This is a genomic window from Streptomyces sp. LaBMicrA B280, from assembly GCF_049222185.1.
In the GTDB taxonomy this organism is placed as follows: Bacteria; Actinomycetota; Actinomycetes; order Streptomycetales; family Streptomycetaceae; genus Streptomyces; species Streptomyces murinus.
Window position 1 is genome coordinate 334,643 of sequence record NZ_JBMJCT010000022.1, and the last position, 26,110, is coordinate 360,752.

24 protein-coding genes are annotated in these 26,110 nt (G+C 73.2%); 7 read left to right on the forward strand and 17 right to left on the reverse strand.

Translation table 11 applies throughout. From position 1 onward, the window contains the following. Nucleotides 1-203: 203 nt before the first annotated feature. On the reverse strand, nucleotides 204-965 hold the full coding sequence (locus ACLF5H_RS20870) for an SDR family oxidoreductase (RefSeq protein WP_421677519.1): 762 nt from the start codon (nucleotides 963-965) through the stop codon (nucleotides 204-206). 168 nt (nucleotides 966-1,133) lie between these two features. On the opposite strand from ACLF5H_RS20870, the gene ACLF5H_RS20875 reads away from it, so the two are divergent. From ACLF5H_RS20875 to ACLF5H_RS20890, 4 genes are all read left to right on the forward strand, one after another. After that, nucleotides 1,134-2,027 carry a helix-turn-helix transcriptional regulator gene (locus tag ACLF5H_RS20875; RefSeq protein ID WP_421677520.1) on the forward strand — a complete coding sequence of 298 codons (894 nt, stop codon included), beginning with the start codon at nucleotides 1,134-1,136 and terminating at the stop codon, nucleotides 2,025-2,027. 9 nt (nucleotides 2,028-2,036) lie between these two features. Next, a complete protein-coding gene (locus ACLF5H_RS20880; RefSeq protein WP_421677521.1) occupies nucleotides 2,037-3,098 on the forward strand; it encodes an effector-associated domain 2-containing protein in 1,062 nt (353 codons plus the stop codon). 126 nt (nucleotides 3,099-3,224) lie between these two features. Beyond that, entirely contained in the window at nucleotides 3,225-3,389 is a 165-nt protein-coding gene (locus tag ACLF5H_RS20885; RefSeq protein ID WP_365202042.1) for a hypothetical protein, read from the forward strand. 36 nt (nucleotides 3,390-3,425) lie between these two features. Continuing rightward, complete coding sequence (locus tag ACLF5H_RS20890; RefSeq protein ID WP_421677522.1) at nucleotides 3,426-5,279, forward strand: HEXXH motif domain-containing protein; 1,854 nt, start codon at nucleotides 3,426-3,428, stop codon at nucleotides 5,277-5,279. A 71-nt stretch (nucleotides 5,280-5,350) separates the two neighbouring features. On the opposite strand, the gene fxsT is transcribed toward ACLF5H_RS20890, so the two are convergent. From fxsT to ACLF5H_RS20910, 4 genes are all read right to left on the reverse strand, one after another. Next, complete coding sequence (fxsT, locus tag ACLF5H_RS20895; protein ID WP_421677523.1) at nucleotides 5,351-9,322, reverse strand: FxSxx-COOH system tetratricopeptide repeat protein; 3,972 nt, start codon at nucleotides 9,320-9,322, stop codon at nucleotides 5,351-5,353. Between the two features lie 273 nt (nucleotides 9,323-9,595). After that, nucleotides 9,596-11,041 carry an effector-associated domain 2-containing protein gene (locus ACLF5H_RS20900; protein WP_421677524.1) on the reverse strand — a complete coding sequence of 482 codons (1,446 nt, stop codon included), beginning with the start codon at nucleotides 11,039-11,041 and terminating at the stop codon, nucleotides 9,596-9,598. A gap of 171 nt (nucleotides 11,042-11,212) precedes the next feature. Next, a complete protein-coding gene (locus ACLF5H_RS20905; RefSeq protein ID WP_421677525.1) occupies nucleotides 11,213-11,521 on the reverse strand; it encodes a trypco2 family protein in 309 nt (102 codons plus the stop codon). Nucleotides 11,522-11,607: 86 nt separating this feature from the next. Beyond that, on the reverse strand, nucleotides 11,608-11,922 hold the full coding sequence (locus ACLF5H_RS20910; protein ID WP_421677526.1) for a hypothetical protein: 315 nt from the start codon (nucleotides 11,920-11,922) through the stop codon (nucleotides 11,608-11,610). A 298-nt stretch (nucleotides 11,923-12,220) separates the two neighbouring features. On the opposite strand from ACLF5H_RS20910, the gene ACLF5H_RS20915 reads away from it, so the two are divergent. Beyond that, on the forward strand, nucleotides 12,221-13,024 hold the full coding sequence (locus ACLF5H_RS20915) for a chaplin (RefSeq protein WP_421677527.1): 804 nt from the start codon (nucleotides 12,221-12,223) through the stop codon (nucleotides 13,022-13,024). Here ACLF5H_RS20915 and ACLF5H_RS20920 read toward each other — a convergent pair. Then, nucleotides 12,942-13,739, reverse strand: a complete 798-nt coding sequence (locus tag ACLF5H_RS20920; protein ID WP_421677528.1) for a hypothetical protein — start codon at nucleotides 13,737-13,739, stop codon at nucleotides 12,942-12,944. The two genes, ACLF5H_RS20915 and ACLF5H_RS20920, sit on opposite strands and share 83 nt — an antisense overlap. 111 nt (nucleotides 13,740-13,850) lie before the next feature. Continuing rightward, nucleotides 13,851-14,270, reverse strand: coding sequence for a hypothetical protein (locus ACLF5H_RS20925; protein ID WP_421677529.1), 420 nt, complete (start codon nucleotides 14,268-14,270; stop codon nucleotides 13,851-13,853). 210 nt (nucleotides 14,271-14,480) lie between these two features. Between ACLF5H_RS20925 and ACLF5H_RS20930 the strand changes: the two genes are divergently transcribed. Continuing rightward, entirely contained in the window at nucleotides 14,481-16,583 is a 2,103-nt protein-coding gene (locus ACLF5H_RS20930; RefSeq protein WP_421677530.1) for a tetratricopeptide repeat protein, read from the forward strand. On the opposite strand, the gene ACLF5H_RS20935 is transcribed toward ACLF5H_RS20930, so the two are convergent. From ACLF5H_RS20935 to ACLF5H_RS20960, 6 genes are all read right to left on the reverse strand, one after another. Continuing rightward, the gene (locus ACLF5H_RS20935; protein WP_421677531.1) at nucleotides 16,549-17,163 is read right to left on the reverse strand and encodes a hypothetical protein; all 615 of its coding nucleotides are present in this window, start codon (nucleotides 17,161-17,163) and stop codon (nucleotides 16,549-16,551) included. The genes ACLF5H_RS20930 and ACLF5H_RS20935 overlap by 35 nt on opposite strands. Then, nucleotides 17,160-18,383 carry a hypothetical protein gene (locus ACLF5H_RS20940; RefSeq protein WP_421677532.1) on the reverse strand — a complete coding sequence of 408 codons (1,224 nt, stop codon included), beginning with the start codon at nucleotides 18,381-18,383 and terminating at the stop codon, nucleotides 17,160-17,162. Before ACLF5H_RS20940 ends, ACLF5H_RS20935 begins: the two co-directional genes overlap by 4 nt. Nucleotides 18,384-18,552: 169 nt before the next feature. Further along, the gene (locus ACLF5H_RS20945) at nucleotides 18,553-19,080 is read right to left on the reverse strand and encodes an NUDIX hydrolase family protein (RefSeq protein ID WP_421677618.1); all 528 of its coding nucleotides are present in this window, start codon (nucleotides 19,078-19,080) and stop codon (nucleotides 18,553-18,555) included. 16 nt (nucleotides 19,081-19,096) lie between these two features. Then, a complete protein-coding gene (locus ACLF5H_RS20950; RefSeq protein WP_421677533.1) occupies nucleotides 19,097-20,272 on the reverse strand; it encodes an amidohydrolase family protein in 1,176 nt (391 codons plus the stop codon). Between the two features lie 2 nt (nucleotides 20,273-20,274). Beyond that, the gene (locus ACLF5H_RS20955) at nucleotides 20,275-21,678 is read right to left on the reverse strand and encodes a glutamine synthetase (protein ID WP_421677534.1); all 1,404 of its coding nucleotides are present in this window, start codon (nucleotides 21,676-21,678) and stop codon (nucleotides 20,275-20,277) included. Nucleotides 21,679-21,790: 112 nt separating this feature from the next. Further along, the gene (locus ACLF5H_RS20960) at nucleotides 21,791-22,588 is read right to left on the reverse strand and encodes an SAM-dependent methyltransferase (protein ID WP_421677535.1); all 798 of its coding nucleotides are present in this window, start codon (nucleotides 22,586-22,588) and stop codon (nucleotides 21,791-21,793) included. A gap of 180 nt (nucleotides 22,589-22,768) precedes the next feature. Between ACLF5H_RS20960 and ACLF5H_RS20965 the strand changes: the two genes are divergently transcribed. After that, a complete protein-coding gene (locus ACLF5H_RS20965; protein WP_421677536.1) occupies nucleotides 22,769-23,623 on the forward strand; it encodes a Cof-type HAD-IIB family hydrolase in 855 nt (284 codons plus the stop codon). Between the two features lie 52 nt (nucleotides 23,624-23,675). Here ACLF5H_RS20965 and ACLF5H_RS20970 read toward each other — a convergent pair whose 3' ends face one another. From ACLF5H_RS20970 to ACLF5H_RS20985, 4 genes are read right to left on the reverse strand one after another with little or no spacing between them, the layout of a single operon-like run. Continuing rightward, entirely contained in the window at nucleotides 23,676-24,479 is an 804-nt protein-coding gene (locus ACLF5H_RS20970) for an SAM-dependent methyltransferase (RefSeq protein WP_421677537.1), read from the reverse strand. 45 nt (nucleotides 24,480-24,524) lie between these two features. Further along, on the reverse strand, nucleotides 24,525-25,172 hold the full coding sequence (locus ACLF5H_RS20975) for an endonuclease (protein WP_421677538.1): 648 nt from the start codon (nucleotides 25,170-25,172) through the stop codon (nucleotides 24,525-24,527). 35 nt (nucleotides 25,173-25,207) lie between these two features. Beyond that, entirely contained in the window at nucleotides 25,208-25,552 is a 345-nt protein-coding gene (locus tag ACLF5H_RS20980; protein WP_421677539.1) for a DUF3140 domain-containing protein, read from the reverse strand. Between the two features lie 60 nt (nucleotides 25,553-25,612). Continuing rightward, on the reverse strand, nucleotides 25,613-26,089 hold the full coding sequence (locus ACLF5H_RS20985) for a Dps family protein (protein WP_421677619.1): 477 nt from the start codon (nucleotides 26,087-26,089) through the stop codon (nucleotides 25,613-25,615). Nucleotides 26,090-26,110 lie beyond the last annotated feature (21 nt).

The following is a 26,110-nucleotide window of genomic DNA, read 5'->3' on the forward strand; positions in this document are numbered from 1 at the left end:
AGGGGAGGCGAAGTCCGGCTTTCCCCCCGGCAGCCGGCCGTGCGAGCAGGGTAGACCTCGCATATCGGGTCAAGGGGGCCTGGCCGAGGAAGATACGCCGGAAGGCCCGCCGGGCATCCGTTACCGCGAGTACGGCCCCTGCCCCATCGCCGTGCGGGCTGTGACCGGAGCTTCTCACCGGGAAGGCTGATGCTCCCCGGGCGTCAGCCCGCGCGCCCGGGGAGCATCGCCAGCGCCCGGGAGCGCTGGGCGACGAGGTCGTCGTACGTGCCCTCGCGCTCGGCCCAGCGGTGCGTCAGGACGCCCCGCACAAGGATCTCGTCGGGGGTGGGGTCCGCCGAGAGCAGTTCCATGACCTCGGTGACGAAGGCCCCCAGCGGCAGCGCGTGCGGGTTCACCTTCTCCTGGCCCGCCGTGGCGACCGCCGGGGGGACGAGTTCCACCACGCCGACACCGGTCCCGGCGAGCTGTGCGCGCAGCGCCTCGGAGTAGGCGTGCACCGCGGCCTTCGAGGCGGCGTAGCTGGGCATCGGCGGGAAGGGCAGGAAGGCGATGCCGGAGGTGACCGTGACGAAGGTACCGGCGCCGCGCCCGACCAGATGCGGGGTGAAGGCGTCGATGACCCGGATGGTGCCCAGCAGGTTGGTGTCGATCGTGGCCCGCGCCGCCTCGAAGTGCGCCGGATCGCGCAGGTCCTCCATGAGCATGACGCCCGACATGGTCACCACCGTGTCCAGCCCGGGATACCGGTCGAGCACGGCGTCACGGGCGGCGGCGACGGAGGAACCGTCGGTGACATCGATCTCGAACGTGCCGAGGCCCTCCTTTGCCAGTTCCGCGAGCGCCCGGGGGTCACGGCCGCCGACGGCCACGGTGCTGCCCGCCGCGGCGAACCGCCGGGCCAGCTCCCGCCCGATGCCCGAGGTGCCGCCGACGACGAGGACGGTGCGGTGGGAGAGATCCATGAGAGCTTCCTTTCCTTTCAAAACGGTTCATCTCACATCAGAACGGTTCATCTCAGAATCGGTGTCCCCTCAGTCTTGGCGGCCGCCGCCGCTCGTGGCAGGGCCCCCGTTCTCCCTGGTCCTGCCAGGGCCCCCGCTGGGACACGCGCACCGCATTACCGTGGCCGTATGAAGGACGAGGAATCCGGCAACCGGCTCGGCGCCTATCTGCGCGCCCGGCGTGAGCTGGTCACCCCGGCGCAGGCGGGGCTCCCGCCCGGCGGCAACCGCCGGGTGCCCGGGCTGCGCCGCGAGGAGGTCGCCCTGCTCGCCGGGATCAGCCCCGACTACTACCTGCGCCTGGAGCGCGGCCGGGACAAGAACCCCTCAGCGCAGGTCCTCGAATCGCTCGCGCGCGTCCTGCGGCTCGACGACATCGAGCGGACGTATCTGCTCGGCCTCGCCGCGGCACGCCCCAGGGCGCCGCGCCGCAGGCGGCCCGAGCAGGTACCGGCGCGGGTGCACGAGTTGCTCGCCCACCTCCAGATCCCCGCGTTCGTGGAGGGCCGCGCGTTCGACGTCCTGGCCTCCAACCCCATGGCCGTCGCGCTCTCCCCGCGCCTCGTGCCCGGACAGAACCGGCTGCGCTCCCTTCTCCTCGACCCCGAGGAACAGGCCTTCCACCAGGACTGGACGAAGGCCACCGCCGACTTCGTCGCGGCCCTGCGCACCACCGTCGGGGACGACACCGACGACCCGCGCTTCGTCGAACTCGTCGGTGAACTCGCCCTGTCCAGCCGGCGGTTCCGCACCCTGTGGGCCCGGCACGACGTCCGGAGCCTGGACGGCGGTACGACCACCGTCCACCACCCCCTCGTCGGCGAACTGCGTCTGCACCGCGACAAGCTCCCCGTGGAGGACGTCATCCTCGTCGTCTACTACCCCGACAGGAACAGCGACAGCGACGAGAGGCTGCGGCTCCTCGCGGCGCTGACGCGGACCGGTTCAGCTGGCGGGCCGGAACCGGCACCTGAGGAATCACCGGGGGCCGAACGTCGCGTACCCCCGGTGCCCGAGGGGTAGAGGACGGACGTGAGGGGACCGGGGGAAGAGGGGCTGGACGCGGCGCGGGTCGCCGAGGTGCTGGTGGCGGGGACGCCGGGGCGGCGCGGGTCCGGGTACCGGGTCGGGGACGGGCATGTGCTGACCGCCGCCCATGTCGTCGCGGGGACGAGCGCCGTACGGGTACGGTTCGACGCCGACCTGCCGGGGGAGTGGAGCGCCCCCGCACGGGTCGTGCTCTCGGCCGCGGCCGCCGATGTCGCGCTGCTGGAGATCGAGGACGTACCGGCGGACCGAACCGGCGTCGACCCGCCGCGCTACGCCGCCGTACCCGACGCGGACGTGATGCTGCCCTTCAGCGCGATGGGCTTCCCGCGGTTCAAGCTCCGCGAGAGCGGGGGCGAGGGCGGGGGCGGGGACACGCCCGGCCGCTACCGGGACTCCTGCCATGTCACCGGCACCGTCTCGGTCCTGTCCAACCGCCGCGAGGGCACCCTGGAACTGGCGGTCGCCGCCCCGCCCGCCGACCCCGAGCCGCACCGCTCCCCCTGGGAGGGCATGTCCGGCGCGCTCGTGTGGTGGAGCGGCGCGGTGATCGGCGTGGTCAGCGCCCACCACCGGGCCGACGGCCTGGGCAGGCTCGCGGCACGGCGGGTGGAGCGGTGGTACGAGTCGCTGTCCGCGGCGGACCTGGAACGGCTCGGGCGGTACGCCGGTCTGCCGTCGCGCGTCGCGTTCGGCCTCACCGACGGCGTCGAGGAGCCCCGCCCGGCCGTCGCTCTCGCGGAGCTGCCGTCCGATCTCCCCTTGCGCGAACTCGTGGAGCTGGTCGACGCGTTGATCGAGGTGCCGCTCCTGCGCAGCGGCAACGGCATGGGATTCGTGCTGGACAGCATCAACGACCAGGTGGCGGCCAACTGCCCCCGTGATCACCGGCTGCGGATGGACGTCTACGGCGTCGTGCGCACCTGTCTGCGCTATCCGGGCACGCTCGATCAATTCCTGGAGGCGATACGGCTGTTGGAGGGATGCTCGCCCGAAGTGGCCCGGATGGACAGCGCGGCGGCCCGGCTCGCCCGGTTTCGCCGCTGACTCGATCTCGCGGCGTCGAAAGGCCGCAGGGTTGCGGGGCGTGCGGTGCTGGGTCATGCTGGTCGAGGCACTGATAGTGCATAACTGGTAGATACGGGAGGGGACTTGGCAGCCTTGGAGCATCCGGTGCCTGCCGTCGAGTCCGGTCTCGTCGATCTCTCGGGAATCTCCCTCGAAGCACTGCGCTCCCTGGACGACCGGACCTTCACCGAGTCCCTGGAGCAGCTGCTGCACCACATCGACGGGCCGCAGGCCATCACGCTGTCGTACAGCCCGTCCCGCTTCGACTGAGCGACGAGGTGATCAGCAGGGTGCTGTGGGGGACACGTGGCCGTTGACGCCACGACGCCGGGGGAACATCTGCCGTACCACCGGCTCTCGGCGGCCGGTCTGCGGACGCTCGCGTCGGGCGAGGGCGACGGCGCGGTCATGGCGGAACTGCTGCGCGCGGAACGCAGCCGCCGGCTTCTGCTGCTGCGGGCCCTGCGCAACGGAGCCTGCCAGGACGGCGCGGGACCGGACGGCACCGGACCGGACGGCACGGACGCCTTCGCGCAGGGCTGGGACCTGCTGGAACGCGCCCAGCGAGACGCCCCCGAGGTGTGCGAGGACCTGCTGATGTCCCCGAACACCGGTATGTGGGTGTCGCTCGCGGTGCGCCGGATCAGGGGCCGGGTCTACGAGGACGCGCCGCACTGGGTGGTCATGGGCCATCTCGCCGCCCTCGCGGCCGCCGCCGCGGCACGGGCCGGGCTGGACTTCGACATCACCGTTCCCGTGCGCCGCGGCCTGGTGCCGCTGCCCACGCTGGGCTGCGCGGTCCTGCCGGACCCCGGACCATGGGGCACCGCCCGGGTCACGGGGCGCGCCGGCCGGGTGCGCCTCACGAGTGCGAGCGGTGCCGTGGAGGTTCCCGCCGACCCGGACCGCCGCGAGCCGCACTGGATACCGGTGCGCCGGACGACGCTGGGATCCGGGAGCCGGGCGAAGTCCCTGGTGCTGGAGGAACTCGACCCCTACCGCACATTCCCCCACCCGAGCGAGCCCAGCCTGCTGCCCCCGGCGGAGGCGGCGTACTGGGAGTCCTCGCTCGCGAAGGCATGGGAGGTGCTGCTCCGCGACGAACCGGAGAGCGCCGAGGCGATGCGCCGGGGCCTGCTGTCGGTGGCGCCCACCCCCTTGAGAGAAAGGTTTCGGCCGCATAGCAGCACGGCGGGCGACGCCTTCGGCGGTGTCACCGCGTCCCGCCCGGACGACGTCGCCCAACTCGCCGCGACCCTCGTGCACGAGTTCCAGCACACCAAGCTCGGCGGGCTGATGCACCTGGAGCCGCTGACCGAGCCACCGGCGGACCCGGAGACACCCGAGACCCTGCTCTACGCCCCCTGGCGCGACGACCCGCGCCCGCTCGGCGGACTGCTCCAGGGCATCTACGCCTTCTTCGGCGTGACCCGCTTCTGGCGCGCCCACCGGCACACCGCCGACCCCGCCTACGTCCCCCTCGCCCACTTCGAGTTCGCGCTCTGGCGCGCCCAGGTCCGGGCCGCGCTGAACACGGTGAGCGGACACGAACGGCTCACCCCGGTCGGCCGGTACGTGGTCGAGCGCCTCACCGAGCGCTGCGCCGGATGGCTGACCGAGGAGATTCCCGCGACACCGCTGCGCCTGGCCGAGGAGGCGGCGGCCGACCACCACGCCCGCTGGCGCGCCCACCATCTGCGCCCACCGGCGCGGGCCGTAGAGGAAGCGGTCCTCGCCTGGCGGCAGGGCGCCGACAAACCGCCGTCGGCGCTCGCGGCGGAACCCCTCCTGGTCCCCGACTCCGGGGTCCGCTTCTCGGACAGCACCGCGGTCCTGGCCCGGCACCTCCTCAGCGACCCCGACGGAGCCTGGCGGCACCCCGGCGGTGTCGACGGCGCCGACCCGGCCGAGATACGGCTGCTCAACGGCGAGTACGCCGCAGCCCGCGCCGCGTTCACCGACCGGCTGTCGGCGCGGGGAGCGCCGGTGTCCGCCTGGGCCGGCCTCGGCCGTGCCCTCGCGGCCGACCCGGCCCACCGGGCCGCCGCCGACCTCCTTCGCCGTCATCCGGAGCGCGCCCGCGCCGTACAGGACGCGTTGGCGGAGCGGACCGGCCGCCGCGCGGACCCGGTACGCCTCGCGGCCTGGCTGGGGGCGTGACAGAGGGCGGCGAACAGCCCCGGAGCAGGGCTACTTGGGGGCCGACCGGGCTGCGCGGCCCCCGGTGACCCTCACAACGGCAGCGGATCGATGTCGCAGTTGGCCCGCCCGCGCTCCCTGAACTGCACCGTCGCCGGGTGCCGGGTCCCCGAGTCCGACTGGAGGCGCGGGGCGTCCAGCACCCGCTCCATACGGATCAGGGTGTCCTCGCGCAGCGCCCCGCACTCGGCCTCGGCGCCGGTCGCGAGGAGGTCAAGGGACAGGTTGGCGGCACAGGCGAGGGTGGTCGGGTGGTCCTCGCCGAAGGACTCGCGGCACCGGGCCAGCGTCTCCGCACCGCGCCGCCGTGCCTCCTCGTGCCGGCCGACGGCGGCCAGGTCACTGGCCAGGTTGATGGAGCAGACGAGGGACAGGGGGTGCCCCGCGCCGAGCCGGTCGGTGAGCGAGGCGAGCGCCGCCTCGTCCAGCCGTCGTGCCTCCTCCGGGCGGCCGAGCAGCCGTAGGGTGACGGCCAGGTCGATGTCCGCGGACAGCACGTGCGGGTGGTGCGGGTCGTAGATCTGCCGGTATCCCTCGCATGCCTTCACACCCCGCGTCCGGGCCGCCTGGAGATCGCCGTTCTGCCGCAGCGCGATCGACAGGGCCAGCGCGGAGGCCAGCGACTGCGGATGGGTCTCGCCGTAGCGGCGGGTGAACTGGCCGTGCGCCTCGGTGGCCAGCTCCAGCGACCTCGCGTGGTCGCCCGCCTTGCGGTACGCCTCGCTGAGCTGGCGCTTGGTCTCGACCGTGGTGGGGTTGTCGCGGCCGAACACGTCCTGGCAGGCGCTGAGCACGGACTCCTGGAGGGCGCGTGCCCCGATGTAGTCGCCCGTCTCGCGGGTGTCGATGGCGACGTGGTTCTCGGAGTGCAGCGTCCGCCGGTCCTCGCGGCCGTACAGCCGCATCTTCAGGCTCAGGGTGCGCAGGTCGAGTTCGAGCGCTCCCTTGAAGTCACCCACCAGGCGCAGGCTCACACAGAGGTTGTGCGCGACGTTGAGCGTCGTCGGGTCGTCCTCGCCGAACGCCCGGTGCGCCCGGTCGTACGCGATCCGGTCCAGCTCGGCGCCGGTGGCGAACCTGCCCTCCACGCGCCGTACCGCCGCCTCCAGCTGGATCGCGTCGAGCGCGTCCTCGCGGTTGTCCTCGACGTCCGGTGAGGCGGTGCGCTCGTACACCTCCCGGAGGTGGCCGACGAGCCGCCCCGCGTCGTCGAACCGGCCCACCACCCAGTACATGAAGCACAGCCACTGCCCCATCAGCAGCGTCTGCTGGTCCTCCTCGCCGAAGATGTCCAGCCAGGACTTCCACGCCTGTTCGGAGAAGTCGAGGGACACCTCGTGGTCGCCCCACCAGTACAGGTACTCCGCGATGTTGCGCACCAGTTGCCGTACCCAGGGCTGGTCGGACCTGATCGCGCCGGCGGCGATGACATGGCTGTACAGCTCCGCGTACCGGGGCCAACTCGCCGGTTCCATCGGCGCCTTCGGGTCCGCCGCCGCCAGCAGCGTGTGCGCCCCGTGCCGCATCCGCGCCTGCTCCTCGGGCGACATGCGGTTGTTGAGGACCAGCTGCACCAGGCGGTGCATCTCGATGGAGTTCGTCCGGTGGTCGATCCGCGCCAGCGAGTACCGGTTGACCTCCCTTATGGCGCGGGCGAGCCGCATCGGGTCGTTCAGGGCGGCGTCCAGCTCCGGGAAGATGCTGCTGTTGCCGAGGCCGGAGAAGATCGAGCGGGAGATCGGGTCGGGCGCGAAGTAGGAGCACAGCTGGAGCAGCCGCAGGGCCGCGGGGCTGCGGGTCTCCAGGTGGTCCAGGGACACGTTCCAGGCGGCGGCGACGGGGAGTTGGTAGTCCGGCGGCGGGGCCACCTCCAGCAGCTCCATGCGCTTGTTCTCGAACAGCCGCAGATACTCGGACGCGGGCATCCCGGTCTCGGCCCGCCAGGCCGCGGCCTGTTCGAGGGCCAGCGGCAGATCGCCCAGCGCCTCGGCCAGCGCGTCGGCCTCCTCCTCGCGCAGCGGCGGGCCCGAACGGCGCAGCAGCTCCTTGCTCTCCTCCCGGGTGAACACATCCACTTCGAGGGAGCCGCCCACCTGTCCCCAGCGGCGGTTGCGGGAGGTGACGAGGATGGTGCCGTGGCCGCCCTGCGGGAAGTAGTGGCGCACCTGTTCGGGGTTGTCGGCGTTGTCGAAGATGAGCAGCCAGCGGGAGTACGGCCGGCCCTCGCGCAGCGCCTCCCGGACCGCCGGGCCCGCGATGTTGGCCTCGGTGGTGGTCACCAGGCCCAGCCGCTGGGCCAGTTCCACCAGCGCCTGGCCGATCTGGCCGGGCCGCTCGGAGGGGATCCACCACACGATGTCGTACTCGGACTGGTGCCGGTAGGCGTACTCGATCGCGAGCTGGGTCTTGCCGACGCCGCCCATGCCGTGGATCGCCTCCGGCAGCACCGTGGTGGTGCCCTCCCGCAGCCGCTGGTCGAGCAGCTCCAGCAGCTCGTCGCGCCCGGTGAAGTTGGGGTTGCGCGGCGGCAGGTTCCCCCAGACGCGCGGCTGTGCGGTGCGCTCTCCCTCCGCGGTTTCCTGAGGCGGTGTCGGCATCGATGAGGCTCCTTCGGAAACGGTCCGGGATCCGGGCCCGGCGGCGGGCCCGTCCGCGCCGGAGGCCGAGGCGGCCTGCGCGGATCCCGTGGATGTGCGGCGCGTCTTTTCCAGGGTGAACTTCTCCAGGCTGACCGCGTAGCGCCGATCGTGCCAGCTCAGCACCTTGGCCAGCATCGCGGCACGCTGGTCGTACCGCCCCGACAGGGCGCGCAGCGCGGTCAGCTCCACCCGGAGGAAGACGATGTTGCGGCTGTCGACGCCGGGCATCGCCAGCGTGTCCAGCGGTTCGTCGGGAGCGGGCAGCAGGGAACGGGTCGCCTCGTCCCCGGCCAGTAACCCCCGGACGTCGTACAGCACCCGGGCGGTCGCGCTGCGGCGGCCCAGCGCCAGCAGTTCCTCGCGGACATCGGGCGCGAAGTCGAACACCACGTCCGTCGGGCCGTCACCGCGCGCCGGTACGGGCCGTACCAGACCGCTCATCAGCAGTTCGGAGACATGCACAGGACCCGCGTCCGGGGTGGCGGCGACGAGTACCCGGATGACGGGCAGGCTCAGCGGCGCGGCGGCCAGACGGGTCGCCAGGGTGAACGCCGTCGGGCTGGCCGCGGCCCGGAAATCGGAGACACGTTCGGCGGCGGGCACCGGGCTGTGCGGATCGGGCACGTCCTGCGCCCAGGGCAGCGCACGCGCCGCGTCGGGCCTGCTCTTCCACTCCCGTGCCTGTACGGCGGCCAGATCCAGCCATTCGGGCTCGGCCCCGGTCACCAGCCGGAGCAGCACGGCCGCCCAGCGCTCGGACAGCGCCAGCACCGGTACGACCACGGGGGCGGCCGCCTCCGCCTCCGCGTCCCGTCCCTCGTCGTCCCCCGGACCGGCCGGAGTCTCGCGCTCGGCCCAGCCCCAGGCGCTGTTGGCCGCCCAGGGGCGCGGGGAGCGGATCCGCACCCGGTACACGTCGAGCCCGGTGCGGAACCACAGGTGCGGGGGCAGCAGATGGGCCACGGCGACCGGCTGCGCGCGCCCCCACTCGCGCAGCAGCGGATGCACGGTGCCAAGCCGCCAGCCGGTGGCGATGCCGTCGGTCAGCACCAGTACCACCCGGCGGGCGCCCGTGTCCGGCACGCCCAGCGGCTCCTCGGTGCGCGCCTGCGCGGGGTCCGTCTCATCGGTGCCCAGCAGCCGTACCACCCGCACCCGGGTGAACCGCCCGGCCCGCTCCAGCTCCTCGACCAGATCGCCCTGGACGGACCCGTCCCACACCCGCATCGTGGGATGCGCGTCGACGACGAGCACCGCCTCCACGGGCCGCGGGCCGCTCTCCCGGCCGAGCCGGCTCAGCACCCGGGCGGCCTCCCGGCGGGCCCGCGCGGCCTTGGCCGGCCGCTGTTCGTCGTCATCGTGCATGGGGGCTCTCAAGGCGCCGTAGTGACGGTGAGAGTGCGGTGGAGTCCCGCAGACTCCAGGCATGCGTGACATCCACGCACCAAGCCTCGCAGCGTGGGCACCCCCGAAGCAAGGACGCACGGAGGCACGCGGACGGGGTACGCCGCAGCACGGCGGAAGCAGAGCGGCGGACCGGGAAGGGACGCGGACCGGTGGAATCACGCCGGTGCATGCCGGGCACCCCCACTCACCACGCGCGGACGGTCGGTGGACACGCGGACCCGGCCGGCCGCCTCACGGCTTCACCGGCACATGCGCGGGCCCCGGTGGCTCGGGCTTGCGCTCCGGATCGTCGAGCAGGATCGCCAGATGGCGCCCCACATGGTTGTCCCACCCCTCCGGCCCCATGGCCAGTGCCTCCTTGCGCCAACGTCCGGTCCGCTCCAGCAGCCCGGCCAGCCCCCGGTCCTGCACGATCTCGGCCACCGCCTCCTTGAAGGCGGGATCCGCGCAGTCGCCGCGGTGCCAGATCATGGCCGGAACTCCCGCCCGCAGCCCCGCCAGATACTCCTGGCGGCTGGTGGCGGAGTCCGTGCCGGGCGGCTCGCTGAGGACCAGGCAGACGGCCCGCTCGTCCTCCTTCAGCTCCCGCTCCAGATGGAAGTGCGAGTGGCCGGGGCGGTTCCAGTAGGAGTGCGTCTCCGCCGGACGCTCCTTGAACTGGCGCCACTTGTTGTGCCAGGGCCGATGCCACGCGGCCTTGCGCAGGCGTTCGAAACTGCGGATGAGGACCGTGTAGTCCATGACCAGGGGAGTGGGCGAGGCGGAGTCCGCCTCCTTGTGCCACCACTCGACCGGTTCCCCGAGCAGTTCCCACGGAAGGATGAATTCGAGTACGACGGGCTGCCGCAGGTCCGACCAGCGCTCCTCGGTCTGCTCGATGAGCGTGTCCACCTCGGCCGGCAGGTCGTCGCGGTGCAGATGCAGCGTCTCGCCCGGGACGGGGTGCCAGCTCTCCGCGTCGGACTGACGCCAGTGGGAGAGGTAGTACCGGTCCGGGTCGACGCCGTCCGGCTCGAACTGGATCATCAGATAGGCGGGCATGAGCGAGGCCGGCTGATCGGCGATGCGGTCGTGCTGCCACTCGGCCATCTGGTCCTCGAAGCCCCAGACCCGGGCCTGTGCGCGGTTCCAGCGGCGCAGCCGTTCGGCGGGCTCCCGCAGTCCGTCCTCGATCAGCTGGTCCGCGGCCAGCGACAGAAAGGCCATGCTCACGGGCAGTTCCCGCGCGGCCGAGTTGCCGCCGGCCAGGCGTAAGAACACCGCCCAGCCGCTGTCGCACCAGGCGGGCAGCTCCTGGGTGCGGGAGCGGCTGGCCCGGCGCGCCATCGCCGCGAGCGCGGCCGAGGAGCGCAGTTCCATCAGGTCGGGCCGCAGCGGGTGCAGATCGGCGCCGTCGAAGAAGTCGACCGCCTCCCACTCGTCCACCAGGCGGCGCAGCGCCAGCACGGTGACGGACTGCTCCTCCACATAGCCGAGGCAGCGCACCAGGCAGGGCAGCCCGTCGGGGATCCGCGCGCACTCCTCCACGAGCTGGAGCAGATACGGGCGCAGCGTCCTGTTCCGCAACGGCTCGACGGGCGCGCCCAGTTCCTGGCTCAGCATGGTCACCAGCAGGTCGGCACTGGTCGGGTGCCGCAGGGTGGCCGATTCCTGGAGCACGTCGACGACTTCGGCCACCAATTCGTTGCGAACCCGCGCGGGGTTCCGCCCTTCCACCCCCGTGACCTCCGATCGTCACCTGCCGCCGGTTCTCTCCCACCGGCGGTGCCGACCAGCGTACGACCACCCGTCCCGCCACGTCAGGGTGTCGGGACGGGTGGAGCGGCCGTACCGCCCCGGCGCTCGCCGTCAGCGCTCTCCCTCTTCTTCCTCCCCCGAGATGAGCACCTTCACGTGTGTGCCGTCCGGCGCGACGAGTTTCGGGTGCAGGGCGAGGCGGATCCGGTGGGTGCGCGAGGTCTCCGACTGCCCCTCGGCACCGGCCTCCACCACCCAGAACCGCACCTTGGCGCCCGCCCCGCCCTTGCGGCTCACCACGACATCCGCCTCGACCTCGACGGTCCCGAGCTCGAACCGCACCACCCCGGACGGACCTTCGCTGAGAGCGCCGTTCAGCTCCTGGCCCAACTCCCTGATCATTTCCGCCAGTTCGATCACATGGCGATCCTATCGGGGAGGGCGGCCCCGTGGAGGGTGAAAGGGCGTCAGATGTGGGTCGCGACGCGGTGGATGGCCGGCCCGAATCAGCCGTTGGAGACGCAGACCGCCCAGGTCCGCACCCCCGCGGAGCCCTGTGCGTACCAGCCGCTGAGGTCGCCCAGCGGGACACTGTTCGTGGCCGGGGAGGTGCCGCTGAAGCCACCGCCGGTCACCGTGTAGCCCGCGGGGCAGTAGGCCCGTGCCTGGGTCCCGAACTCGCCGATCACCAGCCTGTACTGCGGGGCCTGCCGCGCGGTGGGCTGGTCGGCCAGGGCGGGGACGGACCACGCGGTACCGATCCCCACGCCGCAGCCGGCAAGCGCCACCGCCACCCAACGTGCCGCGCCCAGCTTGGACATGGATCCACCCACTTCCCGAGATGCTCTCATCGCGGACGGCGACCCGGTCCGCAGGGGAAGCGTGACCGGTCGGCTTTCCGGAAGGAAGCGGGTCGCCCCCTCTTCACGCGATCGCACGAAGTAGTACGACTATGCCGGTGCCCGGCGCCACGAGGCCCAGCGATCGTGGCATATACCGGCCGAATGATTGACAAGCCATAACTCACCTGTTTTTCCCCGCGTTTACCTCCGTGCGGGCGAGTGCCCGCGCTTGATTCTGGAAGGCAGGGAACCGATGAAACGGGTTACCCGAAACGGTGTGATCGCCCTCGCGGCCGCCTCGGGCGCGATCGCTGTGGCGGGGCCGGTGTACGCCGACTCCACGGCGGACGGCGCCGCGGTCGGCTCGCCGGGGCTCATCTCCGGCAACGGGATCCAGCTCCCGGTGCACATCCCGGTGAACGTGTGCGGGGACACGGTGAACGTGGTGGGGCTCCTCAACCCCGCGATGGGCAACAGCTGCGCCAACACGGGCGGCACCACCACCAGGGGCGGCTCCGCCAACGGGGGCGGGGCCACGGCCGCCTCGGCGGAGAAGGGCTCGCCGGGCGCGGTCTCCGGCAACGGCATCCAGCTGCCGATCGATCTGCCGGTGAACATCAGCGGCGACAGCGTCAACGTGGTGGGGCTCCTCAACCCCGTCTTCGGCAACCACTCCGAGAACACGTCGAGCACCCACGCCACGCGGCCGGTGACCCCGCCGCGGGTCACCCCGCCGGCGCACACCACGCCCCCGGCCCACCCGCAGGCGCCGCCCGCGCGCACGGCCCCCGAGCCGGCCGACGGGCACCCTCGCCCACACCGGCGCCGACGGCACCCTGACGGCCGCCTTCGCGGGCGCCGCCTCGCTGGTCGGCGGCGCGGCCCTGTACCGGCGCTTCCGCGCGGGCGCCACGCGCTGATCCACCCCGCTGCACGCGGCGGGAAGGCCCCGCGGGACATGTCCCGCGGGGCCTTCCCGTCAGCGATGGAGGCGGCTGTCAGGCGGCGGCCCTGCTGTCCCGCCGCGACACCGCGAGGAACGCCACGAACGCGACGATCGCCACGGTCCAGGACAGCGTGACCGGGCCGAGGCCCCAGCCGAGTCCGCCCCGCCGGGCCGGATCGGCCATCCAGTCCGCGAGGGAGGCGCCGAGCGGGCGCGTGATGACGTACGCCGCCCAGAACGCGGTCACCGCGCCGAGGACGCCGCCCCGGTGGGCGAGGGCCGGGACCGCGATGGCCACCGCGAACAGCACGGCCGAGCCCAGGTATCCGAGGCCGATGCTCGCGGTGAGGTCGCCCGCGGCGGTGCCCAGGGCGAAGGTGGCGAGCACGGCCGCCCAGTAGAAGCCCTCGCGGCGCCGGGTGCGCACGGTGTGGATCGACAGGGTGCGCTCGCTCGCGTACCAGAGCGCGAAGACGGCCGCGAGGGCGACGAGGAAGAGCGGGGTGGACAGGGTGTACGGCACGCCGAGGCCGACATGGAGCACGTCCGCGGCCATGGTGCCGAACACGCTGACCATGACGATGGCCGTCCAGTAGATCCACGCCACGTACCGGCGGACGGCGAACTGGAGCACGAGCGCGGCGACGAACGCGAGACCGCCGAGGCCGACGGCGGGGATCGGGCCCAGCGCCTTGGCGAGCAGGTCGGAGGCGGTCTCGCCCATGCCGGTGGTGAGGACCTTGACGATCCAGAAGTAGACGGTGACCTCCGGCACCTTGCTCGCGCCCTCCCGCAGACGTGCGCGTACGGGGCTGCCGGGCCGGTGGTCGAGGACGTGCTCTGTGCTCATGCCTCGCACCCTCGCACGCGCGAGGAACCCACCCCCAGCCCCCTTTGCCATTGTTTTTGTCGCTTCTCGTGCGACTGTTGTCCGCGTCTTACCGAATCCAGGGGCGGTCGGTCAGCCGTCGGCCGGGGGCGTCCCGAAGGTCGTGCCCGTGAAGTCGCGCCCCTGGATCACCGGTGCCGAGAACGTGCCGCCCGAGATGGAGTTGTGGACGTCCCCGCCGGTGCCGGAGACCCGCCGGGCCGCCTCGTCCCAGCGCCGCAGCAGTTCCCCGAACTCCGGGTCGGCCAGGGCCCGTCGGTGCAGTACGAGACTCAGCGCCCGCGCCGCCGCCGCGTCACCCGGATCCCGGGCCAGCCTGGCCAGCTCCGCCTCCCCCGATCCCTCCGGCGCCGACCCCTCGGGCGCCGATCCCGCCGGCACCACCGCGCCGCCGCGCCGGAAGGGGCGTCGCACCAACTCCCCGAGCCCCGTCCACGCCTGGCGGCCCAGCTCCCCGCCGGCCCCTCCCGCCAGAGCCGTCAGCAACCCCATCGACACCGGATCCATGTGTGACATCCCCCGTCCCGTCCCGTTTCGTTCCGTCCTTCTGGCCCCTCCACTGTGCGGGCCGGACGCGCCGCCTTCAAGACCGCCGCAAAGCGCCGCCGGTGGCCGGGAATGTGCTGCTGCCGCATACGGCATGCCGTCTCAGGGGTAGAGCCCGGGGACAGATGAATATGACAACGGGCGGGGGAGAAGCGGATGGGAGCGGCGGAAGACGGCGGTCGGGACGGCGGAGTCGGCAACAGCATCGCGAGCGGCACCTTCTCGGGGCCGGTGGTCCAGGCCCGTGACGTCCATGTCCACCTGCCGGCGAAGGAGCCCTTGCCGGTGCCCCGGCAACTCCTGCCGGTACCCCATCACTTCACCGACCGGACCGATGAACTCGCGCAACTGAACCACCTGTTGACCAGCTCCGACGACCCGGGGACCGGGCCCCCGCTGATCGTGGTCAACGGCCCGGCCGGGATCGGCAAGACCGCGCTGGTCTCCCGCTGGCTGCGCACCCAGGAAGCGGCCTTCCCCGACGGCCAGTTGTACGCCGACCTGTACGGCCACGCCGCCGAGGGACCCGCGGACCCGGCCGAGGTGCTCGGACAGTTCCTGCGGGCCCTCGGGGTCGCCGCCCCGCCCGCCGGACTGGCCGAACAGGCCTCGCTGTGGCGGACGGTGACGGCGCGGCTCCGGGTCGCCGTCATGCTGGACAGCGCCTTCACCGCGGCCCAGATCCGGCCGTTGCTGCCCGGCGGCTCCGGCGCCCTGGTGGTCGTGACCAGTCGGCAGCGGCTGACCGGGCTGCGCCTGGACGGAGCCGCGTACGTCCGGCTGGACGCGCTCGACGCCGCCGCCGGTCTCGAACTGCTCACGCGCGGCGTCGGCGAGGAACGCGTGGCGGGTGAACGCACCGCCGTGGACCAGGTCGTGGAGCTGTGCGCCGGAGTCCCCCTGGCGGTGTGCCTGGCGGCGGCCCGGCTCGCCGCCCGCCCCCGGCAGCCCATCGCCGCCCTGGCTGATTCCCTCGCGCCGGACGCCGACCGGCTGGCCGCACTGGAAGTGGAAGGGGAGATCACGGTGAGCAAGGCACTGGACGCGTCGTACGCGGTGCTGGACCCGCGGGCCGCCCGTCTCTACCGCACGCTGGGCACGCTCCCCGTGCCCACCTTCGACACCCGCACCGCGGCCGCCGGCTGCGCCGAGAGCGAGCAGTGGGCAGAACGCCGCCTCGACGAACTGATCGAGGCCAACCTGGTCGAGGACATCGGCCCCGACACCTTCCGCTTCCACGATCTCGTCCGGGTGCACGCCCGCTCCCGCGCCGAGACCCACGACGGCGAGGACACCCTGACCGAGGCACTGAGACGCGTCACCGACTGGTATCTGCGGACGACCACCGCCGCCGAACAGCTCATCACCCCGGCCCAGTTCACCCTCCCGAGAACCTACGCCCACCCGTCCCCGCTGCCCGCGCCGTTCACGGCGGAGAAGGGGGCCTTGGACTGGCTCGACGCCCATCGCCACCACCTCATGGCCCTGCTGCGCACCGCCGCCGGACGGGGCTGGCACACCACCGCCTGGCAACTGGCCGACGCCATGTGGCCGTTGTTCCTCCGGCTGCGCTACTACGACCTGTGGGCCGAGGCCCACACCATCGGTCTGGCGGCCGCGCGCGCCGACGGACACGCCGAGGCCGAACGCCAGATGCTCAACTCCGGCGCCATCGGCCTCTCCGCCGCCGGACGCCTCGAAGAGGCCGCCGACTGGTACACCCAGTCCCTGGCGGCCGCCCGCGCCGCGGGTGACGTCCGCGACGAGGGACAGGCCCAACTCGGGCTCGGCAGCTGCCGTATGGCCACCGGACAGCTCGCGGAGGCCGTGCGCCATCTGGACCTGGCCGTGCGGGTCTGGGAGGAGTGCGGCTACCGCCGGGGCGTCGCGCTCGCCGGGATCCTGCTCGGCGAGACCGCCCTGCGCCGGGGCGACCCGGTCACGGCGATCCCGCTCTTCGCGGAGGCCCGGCGGATCCTGATCGAGGTGGCCGACCCGCACGACGCGACCCGGGCCCTGGCCTTCCTCGGCCGCGCCCATGCCCAGGGCGGCGAACACGCCCTGGGCACGGTTGAGTTGACCGAGGCACTGGAGGCGTTCCGGGCCTCGGGCGCCCTGCACTGGCAGGCCCGCACCCTGGAGATGCTGGGGCGCGGCGCGCGGGAACAGGGCGCCGAGGCGGAGGCCCGCGGGTACCTGGCCGAGGCCCGCTCCCTCTACGAGGTCACCAGCCCCGCCGACGCGCGCCGCCTGGAGTGAGCGCACGCCCCCGCGGCCGTACGGCCATCCGCGGCGACCTGCCGCAGCGGTCGTACATACGCCAGCTCGGTGAGCGAACGGCCCCCGACCAGCCACGCGTGCAGACAGGACGCCAGCAGCGGCTGATCGGGGCCGACCGCCTCCGCCACGACCCGCGGCCCGCCACCTCGACCACCAGCGCCACCGCGCCCCATTTGACGTTCGACCCGGCCGCGCCCGCCAGCGCCAGCCAGCCGCCCCCGGACAGCGGCACCGCGGCCAGCGCGCACGACGGATGGCGCGCCGTCATCCCGGTCAGCCAGTGCACCGCCGACGCCGGGGGCCGCGGCCGTACCCCGTACAGCACATCGGCGCAGGCCAGCCGGCGGTTCTCGGGGGCCGCCTCGGCGTTCACGGCGCAGTGCTCGTCCGCCTCCGGCAACTCATGTGCTCCGAGCCGGACATGGCCCGCCTCGGCGATCATCTCCGCACCGGACCCCGTCGCCCCCATCCGCACCCGCAGCACCGGCCCCACCCGGTGCGCGGCCCCGGCCGCCTCCCCGCCCGGGGACAGCAGCCGTACGACGACCAGGCCGCTCATGCCGGCACCTCCTGCCCCGCCGCGGGCCAGGCACTCAGCGGCGGCGGCGCCGGGAGCTGGGCCGTGACCGGCGCGTGGGCGGGCTGTCCGAGCCCGAGGGTCCGGTACAGCAGCCGCCGCATATTGCGGTGGAAGCGCCCCGGCTCCGAGGTGATGCGCGCGCTGATCGCCGTGTACTCCTCGCGCCGGTACTCCCCGGCCGCGTACCGGAGTTGGTCGACCAGCGGATGCACCGGCGACAGCGCGGGCGCGGTCAGGGCGAGCGTGGCGGCGGGGGAGGCGGGGTTGATGTCCCCCGCGGGCGAGGAGGCGAGCAGGATCGGTGCCGGGGTGAGCGTCCCGTACAGGGTGACCGAGCCGTGGTCGCCGATGATCCAGTCCGCGGCGATCAGCACACTGCGCCACTCCGCCTCCGGCGGCAGCAGCGAGATGCCCAGCCGGGCGCAGCGCCGCAGCCAGGACCGCACCTGCCAGGCGCCGTGCCCCGACCACACGTTCGGATGGGCGAGGACGACGCAGCGGTACTCGTCGCCGGGCAGTTCGGCCAGCAGCCGGGGCAGCAGTGCCTCGAACCGGCCGAACGAGGACCGCGCCCCCCAGGTGGACGCGATCACCACCAGCTTCTGCGAGCCGCGCAGCCCGAGGGCCTCGCGGTAGCGCTCGCGCAGCGGCAGGCTGACGGACATCCGGTCGTACACCGGATCCCCGACGACATGGGCGAGCGGCACCGCCTCCGGGCACTGGCGGGCCAGCTCCGCCAGGTCGGCGTGGTGCGGCATGACCAGCGCCGCGGGTAACCGCCCGCCGGGCGCGACGTCCGTCCGGCGCAGCCCGGCCACCCCGGGCTCGGTGGCCGAGGGGACGAGCTTGAGATACGCGGCGCCGTGCGGCAGCGTGATCAGCGGCGCCGACAGCTGTTCGACGCCCTTCGGACCCGCCGCCACCGCCACGTCGAAGGGCAGCCGGACCGCCTCCTCCCACGGCAGCACCGCACAGCCGAGCCGCTCCAGGAAGCGCGGCACCTCGTCGCCGAAGACGTGCGGCGGCGCCGTGAACGCCACTTGGACGCGGAAGTCGTCGTCGACCAGCGACAGGATGTCGACCAGTCGTTTCGCATAGGTGATCGTGTGCGCGACGGTCAGGACCGTCCTGCGGCCGACCAGTGTCCGCCATTCCCTGCCGGTGGCCGATGGATCGGCCTGTGAACCCAATGCCGACACGATGTACCCCCGATGTCTCTCGCGAGTGCCCCTGCGGGCCGTTGCCCAGGCTCTGCCCGGGCCCACCGGACGAAAGCCTTGCGGCGACCTTGCAGAAACCTGGCAGGGGTAGGGGGCGGACGGGCTCCGGTGCCGGGCGCGGTGATCCCGCCCCGGCACCGGAGCGGGGTCAGAACACCAGGCCCACGTGGGCCAGCGCCTGCTTCAGCAGCGCGCCGTGGCCGCCCGGCATCTCGCTCTGCAGCACCTCGGATCCCGCCTCCTGGGGGCTGAACCAGACCAGGTCCAGGGCGTCCTGGCGGGGCCGGCAGTCACCGGTGACCGGGACGACATAGGCGAGGGACACCGCGTGCTGGCGCGGGTCGTGGTAGGGGGTGATGCCGACCGTCGGGAAGTACTCGGCCACGGTGAAGGGCTGGAGCGAGGCGGGGACCCGGGGCAGGGCCACCGGGCCGAGGTCCTTCTCCAGATGGCGCAGCAGCGCGTCGCGGACCCGCTCGTGGTGCAGCACCCGCCCGGAGACCAGGGTCCGGCTGACCGTGCCGTCCGGGCCGATGCGCAACAGCAGTCCGATGCTGGTGACTTCGCCGCTGTCGTCGACCCGTACGGGCACGGCCTCGACGTACAGGATCGGCATCCGGGCCCTGGCCATCTCCAGCTCGTCCGAGGTCAGCCAGCCGGGCGTGGTATCGGTCATGTCAGACATTGCTTGATCATACTTTCCGGGTGGGGTGGCCGCGGGGGGCGCGGACCGGTTCGGATACGGGCGGTCCATAGAGCCGGCGGGCGTTGTCGCGGCCCGTCCAGGACGCGATCCGCAGGGCGTCGGACAGGGACAACTCATCGGCCTCCACACGATGTCGCAGCAGCTCGGCGAGGCCCTGACGAAAGCACAGGGCACCCAGGTGGTGGAACTCCGCCACACCGTAGGCATCCGAGCTGTACAGCAGTTTGCGGAACGGGGTGATCTCCAGGGCCTCCGCCAGCACCACCCCTGCCCGCGTGGGACCGGTGTGATGCAGGGCGAGCCCCACATCCAGGTACACCCGCTCGAACACCGCGGCCAGATAGGCGGCCTGGCGGTGATAGGGCCAGCAGTGCAGCAGCAGCACGGGGATCGTCCCGGCGACACGGTGCAGCCAGTCGGTGAGCAGCGCGGGATCGGCCCGGTGCAGCCGTACGTCCGCGTCCCCGAAACCGGTGTGCAGCTGGAGCGGCTGCCCCAAGTCGACCGCCGTCCACAGCAGTTGCCGTACCAGGACCGGGTCCGCGAGGCGGCCACCGGCGGTGAGCCAGCGCCGCGCCGCCACCGTCACCTCGGCGTCCGAGGGCCGCTCCGGATCGAGGGCGAACCCGGTGCGATAGGCGGCCACCGACTTCACCGCCACCACACCCGGCCGCCGCACCGCCTCCTCGGCCGCCGCGCGGAACACGGACGCGTACTCGCCCGCCTCCACGCCCCGCGCCGCCACCTCCTCGGCGATCCGCTCAAGGCGTACGACCTCGTACCCGGCGGCACCGGAGGCCTCGGCCAACTCGGCGGGGGAGGTGAGCGGTTGCGGGGCGTAGCCGGTGTCCACGCAGTACGCCTCGACACCGGCCGCGGTCAGGAACCGCCGGTTCACCTCCCGCCACCCCAGCTCCGCGCGCCGGGCCACGTAGGCGTCCGGCGGGGCGTGCCGGGGCAGGTCGAGCAGGGGCGCGCAGTGCCGTCGTACGGCGATGCCCACCGGACTGTCGAAGGGCGAGACACCGGGCCAGGCACCGCCCTCGGTGAGCAGCGACTCGAACCCCTCGAAGGACAGGTCGGCCACCGTCGCGCCATGGCAGTGGTGGTCCACCAACTCCAGGGCGGCCAGCGCCTCGTGGACCGGCCCGGCGGACGCCATGGTCAGTACGCCCAGCGGTAGGCCGCCGCCACCCGCTCGTCGTCCAGCCCCTCGACGGCGGTCGCCTCACCGAGCCGTACGGCGCTCACCGCGTCCGCGAGGACCGGGCCGAGCGCGGCCCGCAGCACCGCGTCCGCGCGGAACTCCGTCACCGCCTCGGCCAGGGTGGCCGGCAGCCGTCGTACGCCGAGCTTCGCCGCCTCCTGCGCGTCGTAGCGCGCCGGGTCGCCGGTGATCTCCTCGGGCAGCGGGCGCTTCGCCGCGAGTCCGTCGAGTCCCGCGGCGATCAGACAGCCGAGGGTGAGATAGGGGTTGGCGGCCAGGTCGACGGGTTTCACCTCCAGGTTGGCCTCCTGCCGCTGCCGCCCCGCGCTGCCGGTGACCAGCCGCAGCGCCGCCTCCCGGGTCTCGCGGCCCCACGCGGTGAAGACGCCCGCCCACTGGGAGGGCCGCAGCCGCAGATAGCTGGCCGGGCTGGGCGCGTTGACGGCGGTCAGCGCGGGCAGACGGGCCAGGATCCCGGCCGCGAAGGACTCCGCGTCGGGCGTCAGACCGTACCGGCGCTCGCCGCCCGCGTGCAGATTGACGCCGTCGCACCAGCAGGACAGATGCACATGGCCGCCGTTGCCGACGCTCCCGGCGAGGACGGCGGGGGAGAACGACACCCGCAGTCCGTGCCGCTGGGCGAGGGCCCGGATCGTCTGGCGCACCAGCACACTGCGGTCGGCTGCCGCGACCGGGTCGAGGGCGCCCGCCGACAGCTCGAACTGCCCGGCCGCGTACTCGGGATGGACCTGGTCGACGTCCACACCCTGGGCGTCGAGCGCGCCCAGCAGATCGGCGAGGAAGTCGCCCAGCTCCACCTGGCGGATCGCGCCGTACGCCGGTCCGGACACCGCGGGCACGAACTCCCCGGCGGGCGCGGAGCCGAGCCCGAGGGCCCACTCGATCTCGAACGCCGCCTTGAAGGCGAGCCCGTGCCGCTCGGCCGCCTCGGTGACCATGCGGCGCAGGAAGGTGCGGGCGCAGCCGGGGTGCCGTTCGCCCTCCTGGGTGATCCGGTCCACCGGCGCCCACGCCCAGCCGGGCTGCCCGGCCAGCGCCACCAGATGGTCCAGGTCGGGGTAGAGCCGGAGATCGCCGTCGGGGGAGCCGAGCACATCGGTGCTGACGATCGAGTCGTCGGCCAGGAAGGTGTCGAACACCGGGGACATCCCGACGCCCCAGGAGACGGCGGCCTCCAGCCGGGCCGTGGGGACGGTCTTCACCCGGGTGACGCCCGCCGTGTCCACGTATGCCAGGACGATGCCGCGCACGTCCTGCGCGGCCAGTGCGGTGCTGAGGGCGGCGACCCGCCGCAGATCGGCCGGACGGCCGCCGGGCACGGGGTCGGCGAGAGTGGTCATACGTGTCCTTTGCGGGCGGGGCCCGGTGGGGGCGGTCGGTTCAGGTGGGGGGAGTGTCTTCGGGCTTGCTTGCCGGGGGTGTGCGGACGCGCCGACGCCCGCCGCCCGGGCGTCAGCGCTTCACGGCGACCGCGCCGAACTGCGGGACCGGGGCGGCGCCCGGCTCGGCGCGCCACTGGGAGCAGGGCACCAGGCCCGGCTCCACCACGTCGAGGCCGTCGACGTCATGGAGGAAGGAGGCGATCTCGGCGCGGCTGCGGGCGGTGATCGGCGGGGTGGCGTGGGCGTTCCAGAACTCCATCGCGGCGACATTGCCCGCGCCGCCCACCTCGGCGTCGGTGGTGGGGTGGGTGAGCACCAGATGGCTGCCGGAGGGCAACGCCGCCATCAGCCGCCGCACGATGTCGAGGGCCTCGCCGCTGTCCAGGACGAAGTTGAGGATGCCCAGCATCATCAGCGCGACGGGCCGCTCCAGGTCGAGCGTGTCGGCGGCGCGCCGCAGGATGGTGTCCGGGTCGTGCACATCGGCGTCGACGTAGTCCGTGACGCCCTCGGGGGAGCTGGTGAGCAGCGAACGGGCGTGCACCAGCACGATCGGATCGTTGTCGACGTACACGATCCGGGACTCGGGGGCGAGGCGCTGCGCGATCTCATGGGTGTTCTCCACGGTCGGCAGGCCGGTGCCCACGTCCAGGAACTGCCGGATGCCCTGCCCGGCGGCGAGGAAGCGCACGGCACACGCGAGGAACTCCCGGTCCGCGCGGGCCACCTCCCGGATCACCGGGAACATCCCGGCGACATGCTCGCCGACCCGCTGGTCGACCTCGTAGTTGTCGCGGCCGCCGATCCAGTAGTTCCACACCCGGGCGTTGTGCGCCACGGACGTGTCCAGCCGCGCTCCGGTGGTCACAGCGTCACCGTCGGTCACGTCTCTCGCCCCTCTTCCGTGCGGGTGCCCGCCGTCATTGTGCCGCCGGGTGATCGCGCTGTCCCGGGAACCGCGCACGGTCGGCGGTTCGGGGTGGCTCGGGGACGTTCCGCCCCATGAGGGACACTGGACGAGTACCCTGACCCCGGCCGGAAGCAGGACATGTCCGCCATACCCACGCCCCTCCTCGACGTGCCCGGCCTTCCGGCAGGCCCCGCGGACATCCGGCTGATCGTCACCGACATGGACGGCACCCTGCTGGACGACGACAAGCGGATCCCGGCCGGTCTGTGGCCGATGCTCGCCGAACTGCGCGGGCGCGGGGTGCTGTTCAGCCCCGCGAGCGGCCGCCAGTACGCCACGCTGGCCCGGCAGTTCGCGGAGGTCGCCGAGGGCATGGTCTTCATCGCCGAGAACGGCACCTATGTGGTCCGCGACGGCGTCGAACTCAGCTCCGACCCGCTGGAGCGCGCGACGGCCACCGGGGTCGCCGAGGCGGTACGAGGGCTGAACGCGGCCGGTGGTGACGCGGGGGCCGTGGTCTGCGGCAAGCGCGCGGCCTATGTGGAGCGGACCGACGAGGCGTTCCTCGCCGAGGTGCGCCGCTACTACGTCGAGCACCGCGTCGTCGACGACGTCACCGCGGTGGACGACGACTTCATCAAGGTCGCGGTCTTCGACTTCCACTCCGCCGAACGCTCCACCGCCCCCGCGCTCGCGCCGTTCGCCGACACCCACCAGGTCGTGGTCTCGGGCGAGCACTGGGTCGACGTGATGACGCGCACCGCCAACAAGGGCACCGCGCTGCGCGCCCTCCAGCGGACCCTGGGCATCACCCCGGCCCAGACCATGGTCTTCGGCGACTACCTCAACGACCTGGAGATGATGGACGCGGCGCACTGGTCCTTCGCCATGTCCAACGCCCACCCGGACGTCATCGCGCGCGCCCGCCATCTGGCCCCGTCCAACGGCGAGAACGGCGTCCTGCGGACGATCTCCCGGGTCCTCGGGCTGTAGCCGGGGCGTGCACGGCCGCGGCCGGTGCGCCGACGGCCCGGGGCCCGGCGGCTCAGTTCGCCGGTTTGCGGGCCACCCCGCCGTACAGGGAGATGGGCCGGTCGCCGTCCGGAGCCGTCTCGGGACGCCACTCGGCGACCGGTACGACACCCGGCTCCAGCAGGTCGAGTCCCTTGAAGAAGGCGCCCACTTCGTCCCGGGAGCGGGCGACCAGGGTCACCCCGCCCGCGGCGTAGGCGGCGATGCCCTTCGCCACGTTCTCCGGTTCGAAGTCGCCCGTCATCATCGACAGCACCAGGCAACTGCCCGGCGCCAGCGCCGACATGAGCGTCGCGACCATCTCATGGGGGCCGTCCTCGTCGGCGACGAAGTGCAGCAGCGCGATCAGCGAGAGGGCGACCGGGCGGCCGAAGTCCAGTACGGCGGCGGCCCGTTCGAGGATGGACCCGGGCTCGCGGGCGTCGGCCTGGATGTACTCCGTCACGCCCTCGGGGGTGCCGCGCAGCAGCGCGCCCGCGTGGGCCAGCACGATCGGATCGTTGTCGGCGTACACCACCCGCGCGTCCGGCGTCACCGACTGGGCGACCTGGTGCAGATTGGGCTCGGTGGGTATGCCGGTGCCGATGTCCAGGAACTGGGTGATGCCGTCCTCGGCCAGCGCCCGGGTGGCCCGGCGCATGAACGCCCGGTTGGCGCGCGCCCCGCGCAGGGCGCCGTCGTCGAGGGCCGCGATCCGGCGGCCCAGCGCCTCGTCGACGGGATAGTTGTCCTTGCCGCCGAGGAACCAGTCGTACACCCGCGCCGGATGCGGCCGTGTGGTGTCGATGTACGGCGTGACCGGCCCGGTCCCCGTCATGTGCTGCCCTCCGCTCGGAATGGAACGCAGAGCAGTCTGGCACGATCACGCGGCGCGCTGGAGGCAGTCCTCGGCCACGTCCTTGTCGAGCGCCGCCCGCACCAACGCGGCGGCCAGCACGGCCGGTTCGGTGTCCCCGGCCAGCTCCGTCAGCTTCCCCGGGTCCTTCGGCAGCCCGAGCCGGTCCGCGCCGTCCAGGGCCTTGCCGTCCAGATAGGGGCCGATTTCCGGCCAGACGCGCTGCGCCTCGCGCAGGAAGATGTCGGCGCCGGCCGGGCCGACCCCCGGCTCCTCCTGGAGCAGCCGCTTCAGCTCCCCGGTGTCGCCGCCCGCCTCCTCGTGCAGCCGGCGCAGATCGCCGCCCCAGCGCTCGCCCAACAGCTCGGCGCCGTCACCGAGTTGGGTGGCGGTCCGCTCGTCGTAGCGCCGGTAGCCGCCCCGGCCCAGCGCGTCGACCCGCCGCTGCCAGTCCGCGTCGGCCATCCGGCGCGGACTGTCCAGCCGGTCCTCGTGCAGGGCGCGGGCGGCGGCCACCGCCACCGAGGCCCGGATGCGGGCGCTCAGCAGCAGCGACAGCACCAGCAGCCGGTACAGCGGCTGCGGGGTGTTGGCCAGCCGGATCCCCGCCTCCTCGGCGTAGGTCCGCCCGTACGCGGACACCAGCTCCCGTACGACGCGTTCGTCCCGGTTCATCGCGTCACTCCCTCGCCGCGGCACTCCCGCCGCCGCTACGGCTTGAGCGGATCGTGGCCCAGCGTCATCAGCCGGTGCCGCCGCCGGGTGTCCTGCGGGGTCCGCTCCGGTTCCGGCTCGTCCGCCATGTCCACCAGGTCACCGACGGTGTCGACGACCTTGTACATCACCCGGACGTCGTCGTCGGTGAGATCGGTGCGGCGCTTCTGGAGGATCGCGAGGACATGGCGGCCGGTCGCGCTGCCCGCCTCGTCGGGCAGCGGCTCCGAGCGCTCCTCGGCGTCGCGGACCCTGAGCCAGGCCGCGAGTTCCGCCGAGGTCATGTTCACCACGCGGTGGAAGTCATCCCACAGCGCCTCGGTCTCCAGGGCGTCGGCCATGGAACTCCCCTTTCCCTTGGGATCCGTTCGCGTCCCTTCGAGTTCCCTGTGCGGCGGGTGTCAGTGCGACTGGTTCTCCGCCGCGAACATCCACCGCTCCTTCTCCAGGTCGGCGGTGATGGTGATCAGCAGGTCCTGGGTCACCGGATCGGCCTTCTCGGTGGCCGTGATCCGCTCGCGCAGCCGCCCGACGGCCGCCTCCAGGGCCGAGACCATCAGCTCGACCACCTCGGTGTCCCGCAGCCAGCCGTCCTTGGTCCCGGGCAGCGCGAAGGTCGCCGCGATCGTCTCGGGCCGGCCGTCCGGCGAGACGCCCAGCGCGGCGGCGCGCTCGGCGACCGTGTCGGAGTGGGCACGGGCCGTCGCCACCACCTCGTCCAGCTGGAGGTGGATCGAGCGGAACCGGGGGCCCACGATGTTCCAGTGCGCCTGCTTCCCGATCAGCGACAGACCCAGCAGATCCACCAGGGTGTCCTGGAGCGCGGGCGCGGTGACGCCGAGGGCCTTCTCGGGCAGCGTGCTCTTCACCACGGTCATGGTGCCTACGTCCCCTTTCAT